Origin of the sequence: Pectobacterium aquaticum (assembly GCF_003382565.3) — a bacterium.
Taxonomy (GTDB): Bacteria; Pseudomonadota; Gammaproteobacteria; order Enterobacterales; family Enterobacteriaceae; genus Pectobacterium; species Pectobacterium aquaticum.
Genome location: NZ_CP086253.1, coordinates 2,678,268 through 2,702,151, shown reverse-complemented (window position 1 = coordinate 2,702,151; position 23,884 = coordinate 2,678,268). Strand labels below are relative to the sequence as shown.

Sequence of the window (23,884 nt, the reverse complement as noted above, 5' to 3'; positions counted from 1 at the left end):
ACTATGTCATCACTTAAGCCACAATTGACCCACATTAACGCCGCTGGCGAAGCCGCGATGGTAGATGTTTCCGACAAAGTTGAAACCGTGCGTGAAGCCCGTGCGGAAGCTTTCGTTGAAATGGCACCACAGACGCTGGCGATGATTATTGCAGGTAGCCACCACAAGGGCGACGTGTTCGCCACCGCGCGCATCGCCGGCATTCAGGCGGCGAAACGTACCTGGGAACTGATTCCGCTTTGTCATCCGCTGTTGCTGAGTAAAGTTGCTGTCGAGCTGGAAGCGCAGCCGGAGCACAATCGGGTTCGGATAGAATCCGTGTGTCGCCTGACGGGAAAAACGGGCGTGGAGATGGAAGCGCTGACGGCGGCTTCTGTTGCTGCGCTGACCATCTATGACATGTGCAAGGCCGTGCAGAAAGACATGGTGATTGGTCCGGTGCGCCTGCTGGCGAAAAGCGGCGGCAAATCCGGCGACTTTACGGCGGAGGGAGCATGATTACGATTCTGTTTTTTGCACAAGTCCGTGAACTGATCGAGACAGACAGCCTGTCGCTGCCTGCCGAGTATGCCACCGTAGAGGACGTCCGACAGGCGCTGTGCCAACGCGGCGCACGCTGGGCACTGGCGCTGGAGTCGGGCAAATTGCTGGCTGCGGTCAATCAGTCGCTGGTTGAGCTCACGCATCCGTTACAGGACGGCGATGAAGTGGCGTTTTTCCCACCGGTAACGGGAGGTTGATCGTGGCAGAGACGCGTATTCGGGTCGGCGAAGAGAACTTCAACGTAGGGGATGAATATCAGTGGCTGGCGCAGTGCGATGAAGACGGCGCGGTGGTGACGTTCACCGGTAAGGTGCGTAACCACAATCTGGCGAAAAACGTTAGCGCGTTGACGCTGGAACACTATCCCGGCATGACGGAAAAGGCGCTGGCGGAGATTGTCGAACTGGCACGCGAGCGCTGGGAACTGCCGCGTGTAAGCGTGATTCATCGGGTGGGCGCACTCTATCCGGGCGATGAAATTGTGTTCGTTGGTGTCAGTGCCGCTCACCGTAGCGCGGCGTTTGATGCCGCCCAATTTATTATGGATTACCTGAAAACTCGCGCGCCATTCTGGAAGCGGGAAGCGACGCCGGAAGGCGAACGCTGGGTGGAATCACGCGACAGTGATAAGCAGGCCGCGCAACGCTGGTAGTCCATTTCTGTGTTAGGATAAAAGGATGGAGGGGAGAGACTATTCAGTCTCGAGCCTCAAACGGGCGGTTCGCGCCGTGTTAATCAGATAACTTTATGCAAAGGTAACATCATGGACAGATATCCACGCTCGGGTTCAATCGTTGAACGCTCGCAGACGGGTCTTCAGGCCTATATGGCACAAGTTTATGGCTGGATGACCTGCGGCCTGCTGCTGACGGCGTTCGTCTCCTGGCATGCGGCGAATACGCCCGCCGTACTGAATTTTGTTTTCTCCAGCCAGATCACGTTCTTCGGCCTAATCATTGCCCAACTGGGGCTGGTCTTTGTGATTTCCGGCATGGTGCAGCGCCTGAGCGGCACGGTCGCCACGTCGCTGTTTATGCTTTATTCCGCGCTGACGGGGCTGACGCTCTCCAGCATTTTCATCATGTACTCCGGTGAGTCCATCGCCAGCACCTTTGTGATTACGGCAGGGATGTTCGGAGCGATGAGCCTGTACGGCTACACCACGAAGCGTGATTTGAGCGGCTTTGGCAGCATGCTGTTCATGGCGCTGATCGGGATTGTTCTGGCTTCGCTGGTGAACCTGTGGCTGAAAAGCGACGCGCTGATGTGGGCAGTAACCTATATCGGTGTGGTGGTGTTTGTCGGTCTGACGGCGTATGACACCCAGAAGCTGAAAAACATCGGCGAGCAACTGTCCGTTGATGATAAAGACAGCTTCCGTAAATACGCTATCGTGGGCGCGTTGACGCTGTACCTCGACTTCATCAACCTGTTCCTGATGCTGCTACGTATTTTCGGTAATCGTCGTTAATTCTTGCTCATTTATCTGGCGCTTTTCCGCGCCAGATAGCGTTCTGCCTATCTGTTTCCCTTATCCGCTATTACGCAATATTCCGTCTAAAAATGGCGTAGGCTGTCGAGCCGATGGTCAGCGTGATGATGAACAGCGGGCAGGACGCTCGCCATAAAAAAACGTAGGGAACGTTTTTCAACGTCGCTTGCGACGGCCCATAGGGTGGCGGGCAGGACGCTCGCCATAAAAAAACGTAGGGAACGTTTTTCAACGTCGCTTGCGACGGCCCATAGGGTGGCGGGCAGGACGCTCGCCATAAAAAAACGTAGGGAACGTTTTTCAACGTCGCTTGCGACGGCCCATAGGGTGGCGGGCAGGACGCTCGCCATAAAAAAACGTAGGGAACGTTTTTCAACGTCGCTTGCGACGGCCCATAGGGTGGCGGGCAGGACGCTCGCCATAAAAACGGGCTGATGCAGATAAAAATCCCTTAGTGCTTATAATCTCTGCTACAATCGGCGACAGTCATGCACCGTAGTTGTGCTCGTTCACCGTGGTTGTTGCGTATGTCGTTGTTACGTGAAGTGTTACGTGAGTTGTTACGTAAATAGTGGCCCAGCAAACCCGTCTTATTGACCCTCTGAAAACTACACCGGCTGCTGTCCGGTCAGAGCGGATCTGGAGTTGTTCTTTTTATGTCATTTGATTCTCTCGGCCTGAGTGCCGATATTCTGCGCGCGATTGACGAGCAGGGTTATCGCGATCCTACTCCCGTTCAGCGGCAGGCGATTCCTGTCGTGCTGGAAGGGCGCGATTTAATGGCCAGCGCGCAAACTGGTACAGGCAAAACGGCGGGCTTTACGCTGCCGTTATTACAATTGCTGACCAGCCGTGAAGCGCAGCACAAAGGGAAAGGCCGCCGTCCGGTACGCGCGCTGATCCTCACGCCAACCCGTGAACTGGCCGCGCAGATTGATGAAAATGTGAAGGCGTATAGCAAGTATCTGAGCCTGCGTTCACTGGTCGTATTCGGTGGGGTGAGCATTAACCCACAGATGATGAAACTGCGCGGCGGCGTAGATATTCTGGTGGCAACGCCAGGACGTCTGCTCGATCTGGAGCATCAGCGCGCCGTTGACCTGTCACAGATTGAGATTCTGGTGCTGGATGAAGCGGACCGTATGCTGGATATGGGCTTCATTCACGATATTCGCCGTGTACTGGCGAAGCTGCCTGCTAAACGCCAAAATCTACTGTTCTCAGCGACCTTCTCTGATGAGATCAAAGCGCTGGCGAACAAGCTACTGACTAATCCCGCCTCGGTTGAAGTCGTGCGTCGTAATACGCCGTCTGAACTGGTTACACAGCACGTGCATTTTGTTGATAAGCGTCGCAAGCGTGAACTGCTGTCGCAACTGATTGGTGAAAATAACTGGCAGCAGGTGCTGGTCTTTACCCGCACCAAACACGGCGCTAACCATTTGGCTGAGCTGCTGGAAAAAGACGGCATTACTGCCGCTGCTATCCACGGTAACAAAAGCCAGGGCGCGCGTACGCGTGCGCTGGCAAACTTTAAAGACGGCAGCATTCGCGTGCTGGTCGCAACGGATATCGCCGCGCGTGGTCTGGATATCGACCAACTACCTCACGTTGTGAACTATGAGCTGCCAAACGTGCCGGAAGATTACGTTCACCGTATCGGTCGTACCGGTCGTGCGGAAGCGACGGGTGAAGCGCTGTCGCTGGTCTGTGTGGATGAGCACAAACTGCTGCGCGACATAGAGCGTCTGTTGAAGCGTGAGATTCCACGTATCGCTATCGAAGGCTACGAGCCGGATCCGTCCATCAAAGCAGAACCGATTGTGAATGGTCGTCAGGGCAATCGTGGCGGCGGCGCGCGTAACGCGTCTCCTCGCGCACAGTCTGGCGCGCCACGCGGTCAGTCTGAGCGCAGTCAAGGTCAGGGTGAACGCCGTCCGGCCGATGGCAATCGCCAGCCGCGTAAAGCGGGCGGTAATAGCGATAGCCCGTGGGGTACTGGTGGAAAAGGCAATAGCGGGAAAGGCAGTGGCGAAGGCCAACGCCGCGCACCGCGTCCGCAAAACCGCAGTAAGCCAGCGGACAAGTAAAATAGATAGGGAGCCCAGCGGCTCCCTTTTTTATCGCATTCCACCCTGTTTGAACCCGCACGTAAAGAAGTGACTGGGTATGAGGTTGACCCGTTCGGTAAGCATATTTTCTATCAGGTAGACGTGAAGAAGTAAGACGCTGAGAGTCCGATACCGTGTGCTGGGCTAAGACCGCTGATAAACTTATTTGTCGAACGAAAACGGGAGTAACGGAATAGAAGAGTAAAGCGTTTGCGCCAGTTGTAATCCCAATCGTGCAGCAGCAGCTTGTCGGCATTATTCGGCAGAGAAAGCTGTGGACGTTGCAGCGCGGCATTTTTGACCGTCGACATGGTTTTAACATTCGACATGGTTTTAAGATTCGACATGGTTTTTACCGTCGACATCGTTTTGGCATCTGACATAAATAATAGCCACTTCGTTGTAGTCCGTAAGGACGGTGTCGGTACAAATTTGTCACGAATTATTGATGATAGGTTCACAAGAGGTAACCTCATGGCCTGCCCAGCGTTATCTTTCCCGTTGCGTTCCCCGTACAATACCCCCTAAGATTGCCTGCTTTTTTTGGCCTGAATGGCTGTGATTAACGATCGAATGGTTACCGAGTAGCGTTATGCGTGTTCTGCTTGCCCCGATGGAAGGGGTTCTCGACTCATTAGTGCGAGAACTGCTGACTGAAGTAAATGATTATGACCTGTGTATCACCGAATTTTTACGCGTGGTGGATCAGTGCCTGCCGGTTAAATCCTTTTATCGCCTTTGCCCAGAACTACAGCATGCCAGCCGTACGCCGTCAGGCACGCTGGTACGTGTTCAGCTACTGGGGCAATATCCCCAGTGGCTAGCGGAAAATGCGGCGCGGGCGGTGGAGCTGGGTTCGTATGGTGTCGATCTTAACTGCGGTTGCCCGTCGAAGCTGGTGAACGGCAGTGGGGGCGGAGCGACGCTGCTGAAAGATCCCGAACTGATTTATCGGGGCGCAAAAGCGATGCGTGAGGCGGTGCCTGCGCATTTGCCGGTCACGGTGAAAATCCGTCTGGGCTGGGATTCCGGTGCTCGCCAGTTTGAAATTGCCGACGCGGTGCAGCAGGCGGGTGCAACTGAACTGGCCGTGCATGGCCGCACGAAGGAAGATGGTTATAAAGCCGAATGCATTAACTGGCAGGCAATAGGGGAAATCCGTCAGCGATTGCGGATTCCGGTGATTGCCAATGGCGAAATCTGGGACTGGCAAAGCGCGCAGGATTGTATGGCGACAACGGGCTGTGACGCTATCATGCTGGGGCGGGGCGCGCTGAATGTGCCGAACCTGAGCCGCGTGATCAAGTATAACGAACCGCGTATGCCGTGGCCGGAGGTCATGCTGCTGCTACAAAAATATGTGCAGTTGGAAAAGCAGGGTGACACGGGGCTGTATCACGTCGCGCGCATCAAACAGTGGCTCGGCTATTTGCGTAAAGAGTACGACGACGCCACCGAATTATTCAGCGAGATCCGCACGTTGAAGACCTCAACAGATATTGCACGCGTGATTGGTGAGCTATAGAGACTCACTGTTTCCTCATTATCTGCTTTCTTACATCTGCCTTCCTACGCGTCGTGTTTCCATCATGGCTGTTCAGATTTAACGCACTTCATCACTCTCTCGCTGGCCTGTACTTTACTTTACGAATCAGTTGACGGTATAACAGCTTATCTATCTGGAAGTTTAGACGTCTATAACGAAAGGTCATCATGGAACAACACGCATCAGGCACGGAAGGGCAGTTTAAACGCACCATGAAAGCTCGCCATTTGGTGATGCTTTCGCTCGGTGGCGTCATCGGCACTGGCCTGTTTTTTAATACGGGCTACATTATTTCCACGACGGGTGCGGCCGGGACGCTCTTGGCTTATCTGATCGGCGCGCTGGTGGTGTATCTGGTGATGCTGAGTCTGGGTGAGCTGTCCGTCGCGATGCCGGAAACTGGGGCGTTCCATGTGTATGCGTCCCGCTATCTCAGCCCGGCTACAGGTTATACTGTGGCGTGGCTGTATTGGCTGACGTGGACGGTTGCACTGGGCTCTAGCCTGACCGCAGCCGGTTTTTGCATGCAGTATTGGTTCCCGCAGGTGCCGGTCTGGACTTGGTGTCTGCTGTTTTGTGTGCTGATTTATTTGCTGAATATCGTGTCGTCCCGTTTCTTTGCCGAAGGGGAATTCTGGTTCTCTATCGTGAAAGTTGTCACGATTCTCGCTTTTATTGTGCTCGGTGCTGGCGCGATGTTTGGCTTTATTCCGATGCAGGACGGCTCACCCGCACCGTTTTTCCAGAATATTACCGCGTCGGGCTGGTTCCCGCATGGCGGCCTGCCGATCCTGATGACGATGGTAGCGGTAAACTTCGCCTTCTCCGGTACGGAGCTGATCGGCATCGCGGCTGGAGAAACCGAGAATCCGCAGAAGGTGGTGCCGATGGCGATTCGTACGACCGTTGCGCGACTGGTGATCTTCTTCCTGGGGACGGTGCTGGTACTGGCGGCGATCATTCCGATGGAAGAGGCCGGTATCGCTAAAAGCCCGTTTGTGCTGGTGTTTGAAAAAATTGGTATTCCTTACGCTGCCGATATTTTTAATTTCGTGATTTTGACGGCGATCCTGTCTGCCGCTAACTCGGGGCTGTATGCCTCGGGGCGTATGCTGTGGTCGCTGTCCAACGAAGGTACGTTGCCGCGCCGTTTTTCTCGTCTGACGCGCCGTGGCATTCCGCTTTTTGCTATTTCCGTCAGTATGCTGGGCGGGCTGCTGGCGCTGTTTTCCAGCGTGGTCGCGCCGGATACCGTCTATGTGGCTTTGTCTGCGATTTCTGGTTTTGCCGTAGTGGCGGTGTGGCTGAGCATCTGCGCCTCGCACTATATGTTCCGCCGTCACCATGTCCGCTCGGGAAAACCGCTTTCCGATCTGCAATATCACGCCCCTTGGTTCCCCATCACGCCGATCCTTGGCTTCCTCTTGTGTCTACTGGCCTGCGTCGGGCTGGCGTTTGACCCAAGCCAGCGGATTGCACTGTGGTGTGGAATTCCGTTTGTCGCGCTGTGCTATGGTGCTTATTATTTCACGCAGTCAATGAAGAAACGTAGATTAACGGGAGCGGAAGACATTGCGTAAGAATACGGTTACCGAAATGCTGGCGACGGCATCAACGATTGTGTTGGACGGCGCGTTGGCGACCGAACTGGAAGTGCGCGGCTGTGATTTAACGGATCCGCTGTGGTCGGCGAAAGTGCTGGTTGAAAACCCGGCGCTGATTTATCAGGTGCATCTCGATTATTTCAATGCCGGGGCACAGTGTGCGATTACCGCCAGCTATCAGGCGACACCGCAAGGGTTTAAGGCGCGCGGGTATAGCGAAGCGGAATCACTAGCGCTGATTGCTAAGAGCGTACAGCTGGCGGCGCAGGCGCGGGATGATTACCGTCGCGATAATTCGCAGGCTGGAACGCTGCTGGTGGCGGGATCGGTGGGGCCGTACGGTGCCTATCTGGCGGATGGTTCGGAGTATCGCGGTGATTACCAACTGCCGCAGGCCGAGATGATGGCGTTTCATCGGCCGCGTATAGCGGCGCTGCATGAGGCGGGAGCCGATCTGCTGGCCTGCGAGACGCTGCCGTCTTTTGCCGAAATAGAGGCGCTGATTGCGTTACTGGCCGAGTTCCCTCACGCGCAGGCCTGGTTCTCTTTCACGCTGCGTGACAGCGAGCACCTCAGCGACGGCACGCCATTGCGCACGGTGCTGGCGCGGGTCAACGCCTGTTCGCAGGTGGTCGCTGTGGGTATCAACTGCATCGCGCTGGAAAACGTGACACCCGCGCTGACGCACCTGTCCTCGCTGACGGATTTGCCGTTGGTGGTTTATCCCAACTCCGGTGAGCAGTATGATGCGGTAACGAAAACCTGGAGCAGCGCTCACGATGACGCCTGCTCATTGATAACGTATTTGCCCGAGTGGCAGGCAGCAGGTGCACGCTTAATTGGTGGCTGTTGCCGAACCACACCTGCGGATATCGCCGGTATTGCACGCTGCTGCCAGCATGAGGGGCAGCACTAAATAAGGGGATTCCGCTAGAGAACGCTTTCTCCGCCCGATTGCTGATTTTGCGTGAGCTTATGCACCACCACGGCTTCGATTTTGCACTGATTTTGCGATTACCAGCAGTTACTGCGTGAAGAACTAGCGGTTTTTCCCTTCTCAGCTACTATTAACGGCGGTCAGCGTCCAGCAAGGGTTCTGGCCGCATTTTTTTGCTGGGTAATCGCCGATAGCATTCGTCAACAGAGAGTCGTTGCCAGGAAATTGCGCTCGGGATATCTGACGTTGTAAGGTAATAACGCCGTATGATTATCGCGGTACCAAGATGTGATAGGACGTAAGGGGTTAATCAAGGAGGATAAGAGGACGGCCATTGGGCCATATTATGTTACCTGTATGATCTATTTTGCGGATGACTGAACCATTATTATCTTGAATTCTCGTATGACAGCGTAATAAAGCGCTGCTCGGTGTGGCGGAGAGTCAATTTTATTTCAGGGAATCCAGTGAGGGGAAAGAACATGGTTGAACATTTCACAGGGAAATATGAAGTTGAACTTAAATTTCGCATCGACGATATAGCCGTTTTTAGAAATACGCTTTTTAGCCTTCATCCCGAGGCTTTCGTCTTTGAAAATAAAGAACATGATGTTTATTACGATGATGCAGAGAATCGCCTGCGACAGCAAAATATCAAAATGCTGGTGCGCCGCATGGAGCCATCGGGCATTAAACTCTGGATTGTCAAAGGGCCAGGAGTCGATCGCTGTGAAGCGGTTAACGTGGAAGGCTTTGAAAAAACCGACAGCATGTTACAGACGTTGGGGTATCGACCTCTTTTTGAAATTCATAAAATCCGCAGCATCTACTTTTTAAACGCCTTCCATATTACGCTCGACTATATTGAATCACTGGGTTATTTCGTCGAAATATCCGTGATGACCGATGATGAAACCCACTTGAAAGCACTTAGAGAACGGTGTATAGAGTGTGCGTTACGGCTTCAACTGCCATTGGATAATATTGAAACGAAATCTTATTATCAATTATTAGGTTTTAATTAATTGTTCTTTTCTGGTTATTGCATTTTTTTATTTACACATGGGAAAACGATGAAAAAATCTTTTTTGGCGGTGCTGGCTACGTTAGTGATGGCGTGCTCTCTGTCCGTTCATAGTAGCGATGGGGTGCACTATAAAGACGGTGCTTACCCCGGTAAAGCGCAGGGAAAGGCGGCAGAAGTTGAGGTCACGGTCAGCATTAAAGACGGGAAGATCGCGAATGCTGAAGTGCTGAAGCATGGCGATACCGAAGCGATGATGCTGAGCGCGACGGATCAAATTGTGCCGGAACTCATTGAGAAGCAGGACATTAACAAGGTGGATGCGGTAACGGGGGCAACGTTATCGAGTCAGGGCGTGATTAATGCGGTGAAACAGGCGCTGGAACAGGCCAAAGTCACGCCGTAGTCACACCGGGTTTTGGCTATTACCGTTGATGCAGGCTTAATTGATGAAGGCCTCAGTGATGAAGGAACAGTACTGCCGTGGAAAATTTGCTGATCATTTTGCGTCACACGCCTTACTGGGTGTGGATCGTTTTGAGTTACCTGATTTATGCCGGCGTAAAAGCTAGCCAGCCACGGCAGCAATCGTTGGTGCGGATGTTGCTTGTGCCGATGATTTTCATGGCGTGGGGCATCAGTGCGATTTTTCATACGCTGCGACTCCCGCTTGCGGCAGCGGGCGGATTTCTGCTGGCGTTGATCATTGGGCTGGGTATCGGATGGGCGTGGGGAAAAACGTCAGGTATTTACTTGCCGGAGTCGCGTCGTTTTCAGCGCAGCGGTTCGTGGTGGCCGTTGGCCTTAATGCTGCTGACGTTTTGTTCTCGTTTCTATTTTTCCGTCCAACTGGCTCGGTTTCCCGCGTTGGCGCATGACCCCGTATTCTGCCTGCTGTCCGGTGCGGCAAGTGGGATTACTGCGGGGATATTCAGCGGCGTCAGCTTACGTTTGCTCAACCAGATGCACAAAATAAAACCATCGCTAACGTAATGCCAGAGAAAACAGTATGTTGCTCAAACCGTTTGTCAAAATTTGTCACAAAGCTTTTCTGCTACATGAGTGCGCAGGGAAGGGCGGTAAATTATAATGCCGCTGCCCATCCCTTTCATTTAACAGAATACTGTTTAAGTTATTGAAGAATGACTAAAAATTTTAAGCTTTCTCTTTTTGGCCTGTTGGTGCTATCAACCCATGCAGCGATGTTGCCTCAGGCTGTGGCGAAAGCGCCGACGTACTCCGCTGGCACTGCGCATCAGGAAATTGCTTCCGGTAGCGCCATGGTGGTGGATCTGCGTGATAACCACATCCTTTATTCCAGTAATCCTGATGTGGTGGTGCCGATTGCTTCGGTGACGAAACTGATGACGGCGCTGGTGGTGCTGGATGCTAATCAACCGCTGGATGAAATTATCTCTGTCGATATCAGCCAGACGAAAGAAATGAAAGGGGTTTACTCGCGTGTTCGTCTGAACAGTGAGATCAGCCGCCGCGACATGCTGCTACTGGCGCTGATGTCATCCGAAAACCGCGCGGCGGCTAGTCTGGCGCACCACTATCCGGGCGGCTATCAGGCGTTTATCCGCGCGATGAATGCCAAAGCCCGTGCGTTGGGTATGGCCCACACGCGCTATGTAGAACCAACTGGGTTGTCCATCAATAATGTCTCGACTGCCCGCGATCTCACCAAGCTTTTGATTGCCAGCAAGCAATATCCGCTGTTGGGCCAGCTTAGTACCACACAGGAGAAAACCGCGACGTTCTCCCACCCGGCGTACAGCCAGCCGTTCAGAAACACCAACCATCTGGTCTATAAAGCGGACTGGAGCATTCAGCTCACCAAAACTGGCTTCACGAACCAGGCGGGACACTGTCTGGTAATGCGTACGGTTATTAATCAGCGGCCTGTTGCGCTGGTGGTGTTGGATGCCTTCGGTAAATACACGCACTTTGCGGATGCTAACCGCCTGCGTAAGTGGATGGAAACCGGTAAGGTCAGCGAGGTGCCTGCCGCCGCGTTGAGCTATAAGAAACAAAAATCACTGGCTTCCCGCCAACCGCAGAGCATGGCGAGTATCGAAACCGAATAATCAGTACTCCCCTTCCTGATGGTTGGGAAGGGGATGTCTTGACGGTGGCCGAGCGAGCCACCGAATGCGACGGGCTGTCACGCTTGAGCGCGAAAATCGTCTATCACTTCACCCGCTTTTTTCACTTCTTCATCATGCGCAGCTTCACGCCAGGTTTCCGCTAATGCATCCTGTAGCCAACGCTGCATAGCCGGTTGCGCTAGCAGATGGTCGCAATAGGCAGTGGCTTCCGGCGAAACGGGAAGCTGGTAAGTTTTGATACGGAAGACAACCGGTGCAAAGAAGGCGTCCACGGCCGAAAACTGTTTCCCTGCCAAAAATGGTCCGCCAAAGCGCGTCAGTCCTTCCTGCCACAGTTCGCAGATGCGAGTAATGTCATTGCTGAGGTCAGGCGATATGTCGTTCATTTTAACGCGCACGCCGCAACTCATGGAGCAGGTGTTACGCAGTGCGGTAAAGCCGGAATGCATTTCGGCAGCGGCACAGCGTGCCCAGGCGCGGGTTTTGGCATCAGCAGGCCAGACGCCGGGATGTTGTTCAGCCAAATATTCGGTAATCGCCAGTGAATCCCAGACGGTGGTCTCGCCATCGATCAGGCAGGGAACTTTTGCCGTCGGCGAAAAGACCTTAAATGCCGGCTGTGCCATGCCCGGCGCAAAGGCAACTAGTTTCTCTTCGAAAGGAATCGATAGTGCTTTCAACAGCACCCACGGACGCAGTGACCAGGACGAATAGTTTTTATTGGCGATATACAACTGATACATGTCTGAGGCTCCTTGTGTTAACGAAGCCTTAGGATTAGCACGAAAGGCGGTAGAAATCATCTTGCATCTATCCGCCTGTATGCTGTGTGAGGATCGGCAATAAAGTCCGCAATAAACCACGGGAAAGAGGGATATCAGGCGACGATAACCTGCTGGCAATGCATCTGGAGTAAAGACAACTCGGGTTTATCCGCACTAGAGGCATCAGTCACCACCATATCGATTTCCTGCAGGGTGGCATAGACAACCCGACTGGTGACGCCGATCTTGCTGTGATCCGCGAGGATAATGCGCGTTCTGGCATGTTGCACCATGGATCGAGCAATTGCCGCCTCGTGGTGAGCAAAACTGGTGGCGCCAGAGACCGCATCGACACCGACCGGAGAAAGCAGCGCCACGTCGGCACGGTAGCGTTCCAGTTCATTGATGGTGATATCACCACTGGTTGCCTGTGCTGAGGCGCCCATGTATCCACCGAGTAGTATCACGCTATGCTGTGCGACCGATTCTGCTGAAGTGAGTTTCTGTGCGACGGTTAGGCTATTGGTAATGACCGTCATCCCCGGCATGGAAAGCAGTTCGTCGGCTAACAGAGAAGTTGTACTGCCCGAGTCGATAAACAGCGTCTGCCCGGCCTTTAGCTGTTGTACTGCCGCACGGGCAATAGCCTGCTTTTCTTTTTCACGTACGGTATTGCGAATGGATAACGGCGGCTCCGGTTCCTGCGTGGTTGCGACTATCCCACCATGGACGCGACGTAATACCCCTGCCGCTTCCAGTTTTACAATATCGCGTCGTACTGTTTCGCGTGAAACACCGAGATGTTGAATAATTTTCTCGGTGCTCACCCGGTTTAATGTTGAGAGCAGAGCCTGTATGCGATGTAACCGCGTTTCTTCTAACATAGCTGTCCATTCGTTGATGTTTTGACATCGGTTACCATGATTGTCGCTTTTCTGTCACAAGATGCAGAAGGAGTGCGGTCATCGCTACGATGCCCATAATACAGGTCGAAAAAGCGGCAGCCTGTGACGTAAAGCCTGCTTCATCCAATCGCATAACGGTGACGGCACCTAAAGGCAGCGATGGCGTGACCAAAAAAATCACGGCTGATAGTGTAACCATTGAGCGCATGAATAAAAACATGGCGACTGAAATCAACGTTACGCGCATGGCGGGTAGATACACATCACGCAAAATACGTACCACGCCGCCGCCTAAAACAGTCGTGGCGTCTTCCATCGCATGCGGCACATTGCGTATTCCCATCATCATCGTGGTGTAGCCTTGCGTGTGATAGTGGTAATAATTACATAATGCCACCAGCAGTGCCGATCCATACAGCATTCCCCAAGGGAGATCGGCCGTATTGAACGTGAACACGTAAGAGAGCCCCAACACCAGCCCGGGAACAGCTACAGGCAATGCGCTCAGCAGTACCGCGGCATTGGCAACTTTGCCGGGTTGCCGATGAACGCCGAAGGTCAGCAGGAATAACAGCACGGTGCCAACCACCGCCGCCAGTGCGGAGATCCAGACTGACGTCCACAGTGGCGTATAGCCCCCAGCGAGATCGATATCGTAATGTTTAAGTGTCAGATCCAGCCGGTACGGCCATAGACGTATCATGCTGGCAATAATGACGGTGCCAATAACGGCGACAATTGTGAAGGCGATAGCCATGGTTGCCAGATAGAACGACATATCGCGCGTGCGCAGCGGTTGTGGAATGTGTGGGATCGCTGCATGTGAGCCGATCGCTTTTTGCCGTCTGGCCGTTGCGCGCTCTATCCAGATCGATGCAGCGGCAGGTAACAGGAGCAGGATCCCGACGACGGCTCCCATGCCGAATTTCATTTGGCCACTCACCTGGCTGTAGATCTCGGTCGCCAGTACCGAGAAGTTGCCGCCGATGACAACGGCGTTGCCGAAATCTGTGATCGTGATGGTGAAGATGACAAAAGCTGCACTCAGCAGGCCGTATCGTAGGCTTGGGAGGGTGATATCCAAAAACTGTCGCCAGTCCGAGGCACCCAGAACGTTAGCGGCTTCATACTGGCGAGTATCGCTATGACGTAGTGTGGTACGAATGATGAGAATCGCTTGCGGTAGTGCGTACAGGACGTTGGCGATCAATAATCCCCAGAAACCATAAATATCCAATCGCACGCCAAGAAAATTGCCGATAATTCCATTTCTTCCCAACAGAAAAATTAATCCCAATCCCAACACCAGCGAGGGAGCAAGTATCGGCAGCGAGGTCGCAAATGCGATAAAACGCTTTGCTGGCATCGCCGTACATTCCAGCCCATAGGCGACAATAAACCCGAGCAAGAGCGTCACCAGTGTGGTGACGATGCCAAGTAACAGACTGTTGATCGTCGCACGCCAGATGCCGGGTGAATCCATTAGCGCCAAATAATTTGATAGCCCAACGGTACCGTTTTGATCGTTCAACAGACTGTGCCAGACGATACTCAGCATCGGTATGCCGAAGAACATGAGCAGTGCCAGCAGCGGGATCCACAGACACAGACGAGAAAGCCAGCGGTCACTGACCGTTTGCGGGGGAAGACGTGTCTGATTCATGATTGCACCCAGGCGCAGTCTTCTGCGCGAATCGAGAGATGAATGGGGTCGCCAGGATTCCAGTTCACGGCGCTGCTGGTCTCGACTAAGAGCGGCTGCGATTTCCAGACCACCTGTATGCGTTGGATGCTCCCAAGGAAACTGGTGTTGATGACCCGTCCTTCTGCGCCTTCCGCTTTATGTAGTGCAATCCTTTCCGGTCGGATAAACAGTTCAGCGCCTTCTGGTAGTGCAGAGGGGAGCAGTTCCGGCATCCACGTGTTGACGACATCGCGTGACAGAAGATTGCTGTGCCCCATGAATTCGGCAACGAAGCGTGTGCGTGGGCTGGTGTAAAGTTCGTGCGGCGTCCCTTCTTGCACAATGCGTCCACCGTGCATGCAAATGATTTTATCCGCCATGCTCATCGCTTCTTCCTGATCGTGAGTGACCATCAAGGTGGGAATGCCGAGCCGCTGTTGCACGTCGCGTAATTCCTGACGCAATCCGGCGCGCACGCGAGCATCTAGTGCCGAAAGGGGTTCATCCAGTAATAGTAGAGACGGGTTGACCGCCAGCGCGCGTGCGATAGCGACACGCTGTTGCTGCCCGCCTGAAAGCTGGGCAGGATAACGATCGCCGAAGCCACTAAGGCGTACGGTGTCCAGCAGATCGCTGACGCGTGCGGCAACTTCCTCGGCAGGCGTCTGGCGAATTTTGAGCCCATAGCCAATATTTTGCGCAATCGTCATGTGGGGAAAAAGCGAGTAAGACTGAAAGACAATGCCAAAGCCTCTTTCCCTGGCAGGTACGTTGACCAGATCGCGATCGTCCAGCGTTATTTTTCCTCCATCACAGCTTAGTAATCCGGCAATGATGCGCAGCAATGTCGTTTTGCCACAGCCACTGGGCCCAAGAAGACAGACAAATTCGGCATTGTCGATCGACAAATTGATGCGATCGAGTGCGACATAACCCTCAAAGCTTTTATAGAGATTTTGAATAACCAGTGCCATGATGCGGACCTCTTAATTACGGCTGCCGCGAAGGTACGAAGACGCTGCGCGGCAGTCTTTACTGCGAATACAGGCCGTTATCGACCGATGGATTTTTGCCAGGTTGCCAGTGTAGCGTCGCGTTCGTTGGCACTTTTGGTGAAGTCCACAGGGTAGAGTACGTGTGTGAGATCGGCTGGCAGACCCGCCATTTGCGCGGCTTTGGACTGTTCAACGCCAGGGATTGTCACGATCTCTTTATATTTGGTGTAGAGCGTGGCGGCATGGCTGGAAAGTGTCCAGTCGAGGAAACGCTTGGCATCCGGTTTGTTCTTGGCTGCGCTCATCAGAGCGGAGGCCTCCAGCTCATAGCCTGCGCCATCGTTTGGGATCACCATTTTGATGGGGTAGCCTTCTTCAATTGACTGCATAGCGGCAAAAGCCAGCGACACGCCAATGGCATATTCTCCCGTGCGTGCTGCTTTGCAGGGGCGAGAGCCGGACTTGGTGTATTGGGCGATATTGCCATCCAACGACTTCAGAAAGGCCCAACCGTTTTGTTCCCCTTTGGCTTGTAGCAATGCGGCGATTTGTAGGTAACCTGTGCCGGACGAGACGGGATTCGGCATCACAACCTCTCCCTTGTAGATCGGATTAGTCAGATCCTGCCAGGAGGCGGGTACGGGAAGATTTTTGGCTTTTAGCGCTTCGGTGTTGACGCAAAAGGCCGCCATATAGCCGGTTGCCGCAAACCACTTGTGATCTGGTGCACGATAGGTGGCGGCAAGGCTATCACTGCCTTTGGCATCGTAAGGTTCCAATAATGCAGACAACCGTGGGTCCATCACGCTGGTTACGGCCCAGCCCCAAATGACGTCATGCTGCGGATTTTTGGATTCGGCCAGAATCCGTGGTCCAAGGTCGCCGGTAGACAAGCGCAGTACGTTAATGGTCAGGTCGGGCAAATCTTTTTTGGCCTGTGCGACGTAATCTTTGATCTCATCTTCTTCCAGCGAGGTATAGACCGTGATGGTACCCGCGTGTGCGGCAGCGTTAACCAGCGTGGCACAGGTGAACGCAGTGAGCAGACTGACGCGGCGAAATAAAGATCGGTTCATAAATGTTCCCCTACGGTTGTGGAAAATGTTGGCATCGGTGTCATCGTCGCCTCGAACGGTAAATCATCCATTCTGTGCATTTTTGTGTTTATTGCGAGTGGTTCTGAGGTTTAGCACTAATCGTGCCACTTTCTGATTTTACGAAAAATAATGTCAATATAATTATATAAATCAATTATTTATTTATATTTTCTTGCAAGCAGAGTCGTTCGATCAACAGATAGACAGAACCGTGCATCTTTTTTGTGATGTTTTTATTGCACTTTTTTGGCATTTTTGTGCATCAAAAAAGTGCATTTTTTTGTATTTGTGTATTTTATTGCTTTTGGTGTAGTGTGAGTGTTATCTGAACATGCACGATGCGTTTCCTCATGTAATACGCAGTCGGGCCACTACCTTTCCTAAAGGAGTCATTATGGCGACACGATCAACCATCATGGATACCAATAGCTTTCGTACTGAGCATGCGGATGCGCTGGATGAAGATACGCGGAGACTGACGGATAGGCGTTCTCAGGTGTTAGGGGACTCTTATCGTTTGTTCTACCGTAATCCGGTACATCTGGTTCGCGGTGAGGGGCAATATTTGTGGGATGCCGCTGGACATAAATATCTGGATGTCTACAACAATGTTGCCAGTATCGGACACTGCCACCCTGCGGTCATCGACGCCGTTCACAAGCAAATGTGTCTGCTTAATACCCATACCCGCTATTTGCACGAACGTATTCTGGATTACTCCGCGGATATTCTCAGTACCGTACCTGCTGCCATCAATAAGGCGATGTATATGTGTACTGGGTCGGAGGCTAACGATCTGGCGATCCGTGTAGCGCGAGCCTATAGCGGCGGGACGGGCATTATTGTGAGTCGAGAAGCCTATCACGGGACCAGCGAGTTGACGTCCGGTGCGTCACCCGCGCTTGGAAGCGGGCAGCCTTTGGCGGCGACAACCCGTCTTGTGCCTGCTCCCGATCGTTATCGCGTGAATGCCCCCGATCTGGGTGTCTGGTTCGCGCAACAAATTCAACGGCAAATTGATGATATGGCCGCGAACGGCATCAAATTTGCTGGTTTTCTGGCGGATTCCATTTTTTCTTCGGATGGCGTATTGCCGGGACCTGCAGGTTACCTGAAACCAGCGATAGATGTGGTTCATGCCAATGGTGGGATTTTCATCGCAGATGAGGTCCAACCAGGTTTTGCACGGACGGGCGAGCATTTCTGGGGATTTGGTCGGCACGATATTGTGCCTGATGTCGTGACGTTGGGTAAACCGATGGGCAACGGCATCCCCGTATCCGCGCTATTGGCAAAAGCCGATGTGCTGGCAGCATTCAGTGATGAAATTCCTTATTTTAATACTTTTGGTGGCAATCCCGTGTCGATAGCGGCGGCGCAGGCGGTATTAAACGTGATTCGTGAGGAAGGGCTACAGGAACACAGCCGTGTTGTTGGGGAAAAATTGAAGCGGGAGTTAACGCTGCTTGCCGATCGCCATGCGTGTCTCGGCGATGTGCGCGGTGCAGGGCTTTTTATCGGTTTTGAGTTGGTCAGCGATCGGGAAACAAAAACACCGGATAAAGCGCTGGCGCTGGATGTGGTTGAACAACTTCGAGTTGAACGCGTCCTTACATCGGTTGCTGGCCCGCATGGTAACGTGTTGAAGCTGCGCCCACCGTTGGCATTTCAGGAACATGACATTGACTGGCTGGTCGGGGCACTCGATCGCGCGCTCAGCTTGCAGTCACATCGGCGTTAATTCCCCCTCCGATACGCATGCGTCGGCAGTTGTCCGCCGCATGTGGCGCTATGCTATTTATTTCTTTTCTGTGACCACCCACGTTGAATGTAAGTTTTGCGTACCGTTTAGCATTATTCTTGCAGTTTTTATTAAATGAAACCTCAATAAATGCACTATATTACGCGCTGTGCATTTGAGTGCGTCGGTGCGGCAACCACTATCGGGAAGCCTTATTTGCTTAAGGCAGGAGAAGGTGTTTTTCACCTTGTCAGAGAAGGGATGTGACCGTCGGAATCTTCAACCTGTCTTGTGCTTCAGCGCCTTATTCTGTTCTGCTCTGACGCCTGGATTGACTGGGTCTTTATAACGAATGAAATGGCTTACTTCACTGACTATAGCAATTGGACTTGCTTGTAATCCGGCGTTTGCGCAGGAGTTGACGTCTGCGCCGGCCTCACTATCGGCTTCACATCAGCAACGTGATGCGTTTGTCACGGACCTGCTGAAGAAAATGACGCTGGAAGAGAAGATCGGCCAGCTCCGATTAATCAGCGTTGGGACAGATAACCCGAAAGAAGCCATTCGGGAAATGATCCGAAACGGCCAGGTTGGCGCGATTTTTAATACGGTGACCCGCCCGGACATCCGTGCGATGCAAGATCAGGTGATGCAACTCAGCCGCCTGAAGATTCCCCTATTTTTTGCCTACGACGTGGTACACGGTCAGCGCACCATTTTCCCTATCGCACTGGGATTGGCCTCCAGTTGGGATATGGACGCGATTGCGAAAAGTGCGCGCGTAGCGGCGTATGAAGCGACGGAAGACGGGCTGAACATGACTTGGGCGCCGATGGTGGATATCACCCGCGATCCGCGCTGGGGTCGTGTGTCAGAAGGCTTCGGTGAAGATACCTGGTTGACCAGCAAAATTGCTGGTGTGGTGGTCAAATCCTTTCAGGGTGATGATGTAACCGGACGCCACTCGTTGATGACCAGCGTAAAACACTACGCGCTCTACGGTGCGGTGGAAGGCGGACGTGACTATAACACCGTGGACATGAGCCCTCAGCGCATGTTCCAGGACTATATGCCGCCTTACAAAGCGGCGATTGACGCGGGCAGCAGCGGCGTGATGGTCGCGCTGAACTCAATCAACGGTACACCAGCCACCTCTAACAGCTGGTTGCTGAAAGACGTTCTGCGCGATCAGTGGAATTTCAAAGGCATCACCATTACCGATCACGGCGCGATTAAAGAGCTGATTAAGCACGGCGTGGCCAGCGATCCGCGTGATGCATCGCGTCTGGCGATTAAATCCGGTATTGGCATGAGCATGAGCGACGAGTATTTCGTGCGTTATCTGCCTGAGCTGGTGAAAAGCGGGGCGGTGAGCGTCCAGGATATTGATGATGCCAGCCGCCAGGTGCTGAACGTGAAATATGATATGGGGCTGTTTGAAGATCCGTATCGTCACTTGGGGCCAGTCGGTTCCGATCCGGTAGATACGAATGCGGAAAGTCGCTTACACCGCCTTGACGCGCGTGACGTGGCGCGTAAGAGTCTGGTGCTGTTGAAAAACCGCCTGCAAACGCTGCCGTTGAAGAAAGAAGGCACGATTGCCGTTGTGGGGCCATTGGCTGACAGCCAGCGCGATACGATGGGAAGCTGGTCTGCCGCGGGCGTAGCGAAACAGACGATTACCGTTTATCAGGGTCTGAAGAATGCCGTCGGCGATAAAGCCACCATTCTCTATGCCAAAGGTGCCAACGTCAGTAATCACAAAGGCATTATCGATTTCCTGAATCAGTATGAAGATGCCGTTCAGGTGGATAAACGTCCGCCGCAGGTGATGATCGATGAAGCCGTGGCAGCAGCGAATAAGGCAGATGTCGTCGTCGCAGTGGTCGGCGAAGCCGCCGGGATGGCGCATGAAGCATCCAGCCGTTCGAACATCGACCTGCCGCAAGGTCAGCGTGACCTGATTGCCGCGCTGAAAGCCACGGGTAAACCGCTGGTTCTGGTGCTGATGAACGGACGCCCTCTTGCGCTGGTGCGTGAAGATCAGCAGGCCGATGCGTTACTGGAAACCTGGTTCAGCGGTACGGAAGGGGGCAATGCGATCGCCGATGTGCTGTTTGGTGACTATAACCCATCCGGCAAGCTGCCGATGTCCTTCCCACGTTCCGTCGGCCAGATCCCAATTTATTACAATCACCTGCCATCAGGCCGTCCTTACACGCCGGAAAACCCAGGCAAATATACCTCTCACTACTACGATGAGGCCAACGGGCCGCTCTATCCGTTCGGTTACGGCCTGAGCTACACCACGTTCAGCGTGTCAGATGTGCGTTTGTCCAGCCAGACCATGAAGCGTAACGGGACGATCAACGCCAGCGTAACGGTGAAAAACACCGGCAGCCGCGCAGGGGAAACGGTCGTACAGCTGTATCTCCATGATGTAGTAGCTTCCATCAGCCGTCCGCTGAAGGAGCTGCGTGGCTTTGAGAAAGTGATGCTACAGCCGGGAGAATCCCGCACTGTCACCTTCACGCTCGATCAGGACGCGCTGAAGTTCTACAATGCCCGCATGCAGCAGGTGGTGGAACCCGGTAAGTTCGACGTGATGATTGGTCTGGATTCACAGCGCGTGAAGCGCGACAGTTTCACCCTGCTATAATGCAGCTCATCTCGCCGCCGAGAATACAGGCGGCGAGATGAATTGTGATGACCGTAATACAGAATCATTGTCGGAGAATCAGGTCTTGCAGGAGAAAGGTATGCCGCTGACTGAAGTGGTGCTGGTTGATGAAAATGACAGGCCAACGGGCGTAATGGAAAAGCAGGAAGCGCATGTAAAAGGCGCATTGCATCGTGCGATTACCGTCTATGTTTTCAATTCTTGCCAGCAGTTATTATTGCAGCAGCGGGCAGAGGAGAAATACCACAGCGGTGGTTTATGGAGTAACACCTGCTGTAGCCATCCTACACCCGGTGAAGAGACGTTGCAGGCAGCACATCGCCGCTTGTATGAAGAAATGGGGCTACGCTGTGCGCTGACGCCGATGTTCACGCTGACCTATCGTTTGCAACTGAATAATGGGCTGATTGAGCATGAACTGGGGCATGTGTATTTTGGCGTGACGGATGACGTCCCGCAGATGAATCCCGATGAAGTGTCGAGTTACGCCTACCAGTCAATAGACGAGATTGCCCAGCAGATGGCGACGACGCCCGACCAGTTTACGGCCTGGTTCCAACTGACCTTCGTACGTATTCCTGAGTACTGGCAGACGTTTCAGTCTGAACAATCCATTAGTTAAAACAATCCATTAGTTAAAACAACTGCATTAACCCGAACAACCACGTTAGTTTGAACAGTCACGCTAGCGTAAACGACTGCGTTAATTGCGGCGTTTCCGTACGGCACCGTTCGTGCAGTCGGCGGGCGCTATGGGCCGAAAGCCTCAGCCCGCGTGCTCGATAATAATGTAGCCCACGAGCATCATGCCGGACATGCCACCTAAGGCGAGCAGGGCAAAAAGACCGATAATGCCGATTTTTTGAAGAGTCATCAGGTTATCCTTTTGTTAACTGCTCCGAATTATAAAGCCTTCCGCCCATGAAACAAGGCCAAAACACTCCGCTCTTTTTAACTGCCCTTCATTATCGAAATATCTATTACCGAAATAACAATTATCGAAATAACAATTATAGAAATAACAATTATCGAAATAACAACAGTAGACCGAAAAACATCAGAATGACACCGGCTCCGCGCTCAATCGGGTTCAGCCAGCGGGTTAAACGCTGCTGAATCAGCGGGCGAGCGATCAGCGCGGCGATCAACAGATCCCACACCAGCACGACAGAAAACATCCAGCTACCGCTGACGACTTGCTGCGTAGGTGTCACATGTTGCCCAAGAATGCTGGTCATCAGGCTGATGTAGAACAGCATGTTTTTGGGGTTTAACAGCGCCGAACCGAGCCCTAGCAGGATTTGTTTACGCAGCGTTGGGCAGCGGTCGGACTGTTGTTCCGCCTGCAGCGATAGCACAGAACGACTTTTCACTAACTGATAGCCAACCCAGAGCAGATAAGCCGCCCCGGCTAATTCGATGAGGGTAAACAGCGTGGGCGAATGTTGAATACCTGCCCAGCCGATCGCTGCCAGCAGAATGTAAATGCCGTTGCCCAGCGCGATGCCCAGACAAATTCCCGCACTGCCGCGCAGTCGGTAGCGAATGGCATAGGCCGTCAGCAGAAAGAAGTCTGGGCCAGGGCTCAGTAGCGCCAAAAAATGCGCCAGCGCCAGAGCTGGAAAATGGGTGGGAAAGAGCGAGTCGGCGGAAAAAAGGGTATTGATAAACATGATATTTCTGGCCTCGATAGATAATCGAGGCCAGTCTAGACAAGGTGTTCTGCTATTTATTGTCAAATATTGATCGTGCGTACTGACCCGGCGTCGCGGCAGTGTATTGCACAAACGTTTTGTGGAAATGGCTCTGATCGCAGAAGCCGCTTTGATAGCTGGCATCAACCAGCGGCGTGCCCTGTTTCAGTAGCGATTTAGCATACTCAATACGGGCATTATTCAGAAAGGCCATCGGTGTAATGCCGGTATCGTGACGAAACTGTCGCACGATGGTTTCACGCCGCAGGTTCAGCTCTTCCGCCAGTGTTTCCAGCGAGGGTGATTCTTGCAAATTATTCAACAGACGCTCGCGTACGTGTCGCGTCGTGGCTTGCGAGGCATGATGGGGTAAGGCGGGCAAACAGGACGGCGCAGGCTGGCAATATTGTCGCCAAATGGGCTCTAACATTGCTTTGAGCTGGTTATCTGCCGATGTCATGTCTCCCCGATACAGCAGGGCAACCACGTGCTGATAACGTATAAACAGTGCAGGATCGCGCAGAACAACGCGGTTGCAACGCAAGATCTCCGCCTGATAACCACAGTGATCCGCGATCTGATCGAGACACCATTCGGTATCCAGATAAAGCATGTGATAACTGCGCGTTTTTCCAGGCAGCGGGTTACAGCTGTGTGGCTGTTGAGGATCGATGAAGATCAGATCGCCAACCTGCAAGTGATACACGTCGTTGCGGTAATGGCAAAGCGTTTCGCCGTGTTCTATCGCGCCAATCGAGAACTGTGCATGGCTGTGTGTTTTATAGGCGTGGCTGCTGTTGCGCGTGCTGCGGCTTTCAACATGCGGTAGTCGTGGCGAAAACCAGTACGATTGGTTAATGGCGTGGACTGAAGACATAATTGACCGCTCGCGATAAAGACCGTGTTTGATAAAAATACATGTCTGATAAAAATAATAGTTTACCCTAATCGCTGGG

The 23,884-nt window shown here is 53.1% G+C and carries 25 protein-coding genes; 15 read left to right on the top strand and 10 right to left on the bottom strand.

Features of this window, described 5'->3' with window-relative positions:
* Nucleotides 1-3 precede the first annotated feature (3 nt).
* The 4 genes from moaC to DMB82_RS12615 all read left to right on the top strand — a co-directional run bounded on the left by moaC (nucleotide 4) and on the right by DMB82_RS12615 (nucleotide 2,014).
* Nucleotides 4-498 carry a cyclic pyranopterin monophosphate synthase MoaC gene (gene moaC / locus DMB82_RS12630; RefSeq protein WP_102118716.1) on the top strand — a complete coding sequence of 165 codons (495 nt, stop codon included), beginning with the start codon at nucleotides 4-6 and terminating at the stop codon, nucleotides 496-498.
* Entirely contained in the window at nucleotides 495-740 is a 246-nt protein-coding gene (moaD, locus tag DMB82_RS12625) for a molybdopterin synthase sulfur carrier subunit (protein ID WP_039357379.1), read from the top strand. Before moaC ends, moaD begins: the two co-directional genes overlap by 4 nt.
* A 2-nt stretch (nucleotides 741-742) precedes the next feature.
* A complete protein-coding gene (gene moaE / locus DMB82_RS12620) occupies nucleotides 743-1,195 on the top strand; it encodes a molybdopterin synthase catalytic subunit MoaE (RefSeq protein ID WP_102118714.1) in 453 nt (150 codons plus the stop codon).
* 111 nt (nucleotides 1,196-1,306) lie between these two features.
* Complete coding sequence (locus DMB82_RS12615; RefSeq protein WP_102118713.1) at nucleotides 1,307-2,014, top strand: Bax inhibitor-1/YccA family protein; 708 nt, start codon at nucleotides 1,307-1,309, stop codon at nucleotides 2,012-2,014.
* Between the two features lie 86 nt (nucleotides 2,015-2,100).
* On the opposite strand, the gene DMB82_RS12610 is transcribed toward DMB82_RS12615, so the two are convergent.
* On the bottom strand, nucleotides 2,101-2,457 hold the full coding sequence (locus DMB82_RS12610; RefSeq protein ID WP_228399995.1) for a hypothetical protein: 357 nt from the start codon (nucleotides 2,455-2,457) through the stop codon (nucleotides 2,101-2,103).
* 234 nt (nucleotides 2,458-2,691) lie between these two features.
* Here DMB82_RS12610 and rhlE point away from each other — a divergent pair, with 234 nt between their 5' ends.
* Nucleotides 2,692-4,125 carry an ATP-dependent RNA helicase RhlE gene (rhlE, locus tag DMB82_RS12605; RefSeq protein WP_116163250.1) on the top strand — a complete coding sequence of 478 codons (1,434 nt, stop codon included), beginning with the start codon at nucleotides 2,692-2,694 and terminating at the stop codon, nucleotides 4,123-4,125.
* Nucleotides 4,126-4,238: 113 nt separating this feature from the next.
* Here the strand turns inward: rhlE and DMB82_RS12600 are convergent, their stop codons facing one another.
* Nucleotides 4,239-4,529, bottom strand: coding sequence for a hypothetical protein (locus DMB82_RS12600; RefSeq protein ID WP_116163252.1), 291 nt, complete (start codon nucleotides 4,527-4,529; stop codon nucleotides 4,239-4,241).
* 209 nt (nucleotides 4,530-4,738) lie between these two features.
* On the opposite strand from DMB82_RS12600, the gene dusC reads away from it, so the two are divergent.
* From dusC to pbpG, 7 genes are all read left to right on the top strand, one after another.
* Nucleotides 4,739-5,671 (top strand): tRNA dihydrouridine(16) synthase DusC, encoded by a 933-nt coding sequence (dusC, locus tag DMB82_RS12595; protein WP_116163253.1) that lies wholly within the window; start codon nucleotides 4,739-4,741, stop codon nucleotides 5,669-5,671.
* 188 nt (nucleotides 5,672-5,859) lie between these two features.
* Nucleotides 5,860-7,272 (top strand): S-methylmethionine permease, encoded by a 1,413-nt coding sequence (gene mmuP / locus DMB82_RS12590; RefSeq protein WP_102118710.1) that lies wholly within the window; start codon nucleotides 5,860-5,862, stop codon nucleotides 7,270-7,272.
* The gene (mmuM, locus tag DMB82_RS12585) at nucleotides 7,265-8,212 is read left to right on the top strand and encodes a homocysteine S-methyltransferase (protein WP_116163255.1); all 948 of its coding nucleotides are present in this window, start codon (nucleotides 7,265-7,267) and stop codon (nucleotides 8,210-8,212) included. The genes mmuP and mmuM overlap by 8 nt, the downstream gene beginning before the upstream one ends.
* A 503-nt stretch (nucleotides 8,213-8,715) precedes the next feature.
* The gene (gene cyaB / locus DMB82_RS12580) at nucleotides 8,716-9,258 is read left to right on the top strand and encodes a class IV adenylate cyclase (protein WP_102118707.1); all 543 of its coding nucleotides are present in this window, start codon (nucleotides 8,716-8,718) and stop codon (nucleotides 9,256-9,258) included.
* Nucleotides 9,259-9,306: 48 nt separating this feature from the next.
* Nucleotides 9,307-9,663 (top strand): FMN-binding protein, encoded by a 357-nt coding sequence (locus tag DMB82_RS12575; RefSeq protein ID WP_102118706.1) that lies wholly within the window; start codon nucleotides 9,307-9,309, stop codon nucleotides 9,661-9,663.
* A 77-nt stretch (nucleotides 9,664-9,740) separates the two neighbouring features.
* Nucleotides 9,741-10,250 carry a DUF6622 family protein gene (locus DMB82_RS12570; RefSeq protein WP_116163257.1) on the top strand — a complete coding sequence of 170 codons (510 nt, stop codon included), beginning with the start codon at nucleotides 9,741-9,743 and terminating at the stop codon, nucleotides 10,248-10,250.
* 149 nt (nucleotides 10,251-10,399) lie between these two features.
* Nucleotides 10,400-11,347, top strand: coding sequence for a D-alanyl-D-alanine endopeptidase (gene pbpG, locus DMB82_RS12565; RefSeq protein WP_102118704.1), 948 nt, complete (start codon nucleotides 10,400-10,402; stop codon nucleotides 11,345-11,347).
* 77 nt (nucleotides 11,348-11,424) lie between these two features.
* Here the strand turns inward: pbpG and DMB82_RS12560 are convergent, their stop codons facing one another.
* The 5 genes from DMB82_RS12560 to DMB82_RS12540 all read right to left on the bottom strand — a co-directional run bounded on the left by DMB82_RS12560 (nucleotide 11,425) and on the right by DMB82_RS12540 (nucleotide 16,792).
* Nucleotides 11,425-12,111: a glutathione S-transferase family protein gene (locus tag DMB82_RS12560; protein ID WP_116163259.1), complete on the bottom strand. Its 687-nt coding sequence runs from the start codon at nucleotides 12,109-12,111 to the stop codon at nucleotides 11,425-11,427.
* 134 nt (nucleotides 12,112-12,245) lie between these two features.
* Entirely contained in the window at nucleotides 12,246-13,016 is a 771-nt protein-coding gene (locus tag DMB82_RS12555; protein WP_116163261.1) for a DeoR/GlpR family DNA-binding transcription regulator, read from the bottom strand.
* A 31-nt stretch (nucleotides 13,017-13,047) separates the two neighbouring features.
* A complete protein-coding gene (locus tag DMB82_RS12550) occupies nucleotides 13,048-14,700 on the bottom strand; it encodes an ABC transporter permease subunit (protein WP_116163263.1) in 1,653 nt (550 codons plus the stop codon).
* Nucleotides 14,697-15,695: an ABC transporter ATP-binding protein gene (locus tag DMB82_RS12545; protein WP_116155087.1), complete on the bottom strand. Its 999-nt coding sequence runs from the start codon at nucleotides 15,693-15,695 to the stop codon at nucleotides 14,697-14,699. The genes DMB82_RS12550 and DMB82_RS12545 overlap by 4 nt, the downstream gene beginning before the upstream one ends.
* A gap of 77 nt (nucleotides 15,696-15,772) precedes the next feature.
* The gene (locus DMB82_RS12540) at nucleotides 15,773-16,792 is read right to left on the bottom strand and encodes an ABC transporter substrate-binding protein (protein WP_102118699.1); all 1,020 of its coding nucleotides are present in this window, start codon (nucleotides 16,790-16,792) and stop codon (nucleotides 15,773-15,775) included.
* A 415-nt stretch (nucleotides 16,793-17,207) separates the two neighbouring features.
* Between DMB82_RS12540 and DMB82_RS12535 the strand changes: the two genes are divergently transcribed.
* From DMB82_RS12535 to idi, 3 genes are all read left to right on the top strand, one after another.
* Nucleotides 17,208-18,554: an aspartate aminotransferase family protein gene (locus tag DMB82_RS12535; protein WP_116163265.1), complete on the top strand. Its 1,347-nt coding sequence runs from the start codon at nucleotides 17,208-17,210 to the stop codon at nucleotides 18,552-18,554.
* A gap of 352 nt (nucleotides 18,555-18,906) precedes the next feature.
* Complete coding sequence (bglX, locus tag DMB82_RS12530; protein WP_102118697.1) at nucleotides 18,907-21,213, top strand: beta-glucosidase BglX; 2,307 nt, start codon at nucleotides 18,907-18,909, stop codon at nucleotides 21,211-21,213.
* Nucleotides 21,214-21,313: 100 nt separating this feature from the next.
* Complete coding sequence (gene idi, locus DMB82_RS12525; RefSeq protein ID WP_116163294.1) at nucleotides 21,314-21,856, top strand: isopentenyl-diphosphate Delta-isomerase; 543 nt, start codon at nucleotides 21,314-21,316, stop codon at nucleotides 21,854-21,856.
* A gap of 144 nt (nucleotides 21,857-22,000) precedes the next feature.
* Here idi and DMB82_RS20860 read toward each other — a convergent pair whose 3' ends face one another.
* From DMB82_RS20860 to DMB82_RS12510, 3 genes are all read right to left on the bottom strand, one after another.
* On the bottom strand, nucleotides 22,001-22,108 hold the full coding sequence (locus DMB82_RS20860; protein ID WP_010297573.1) for a membrane protein: 108 nt from the start codon (nucleotides 22,106-22,108) through the stop codon (nucleotides 22,001-22,003).
* Between the two features lie 151 nt (nucleotides 22,109-22,259).
* Nucleotides 22,260-22,907 carry a LysE family translocator gene (locus tag DMB82_RS12515; RefSeq protein WP_102118696.1) on the bottom strand — a complete coding sequence of 216 codons (648 nt, stop codon included), beginning with the start codon at nucleotides 22,905-22,907 and terminating at the stop codon, nucleotides 22,260-22,262.
* A 52-nt stretch (nucleotides 22,908-22,959) separates the two neighbouring features.
* Nucleotides 22,960-23,805, bottom strand: a complete 846-nt coding sequence (locus tag DMB82_RS12510) for a helix-turn-helix domain-containing protein (protein ID WP_102118695.1) — start codon at nucleotides 23,803-23,805, stop codon at nucleotides 22,960-22,962.
* Between the last annotated feature and the right edge of the window lie 79 nt (nucleotides 23,806-23,884).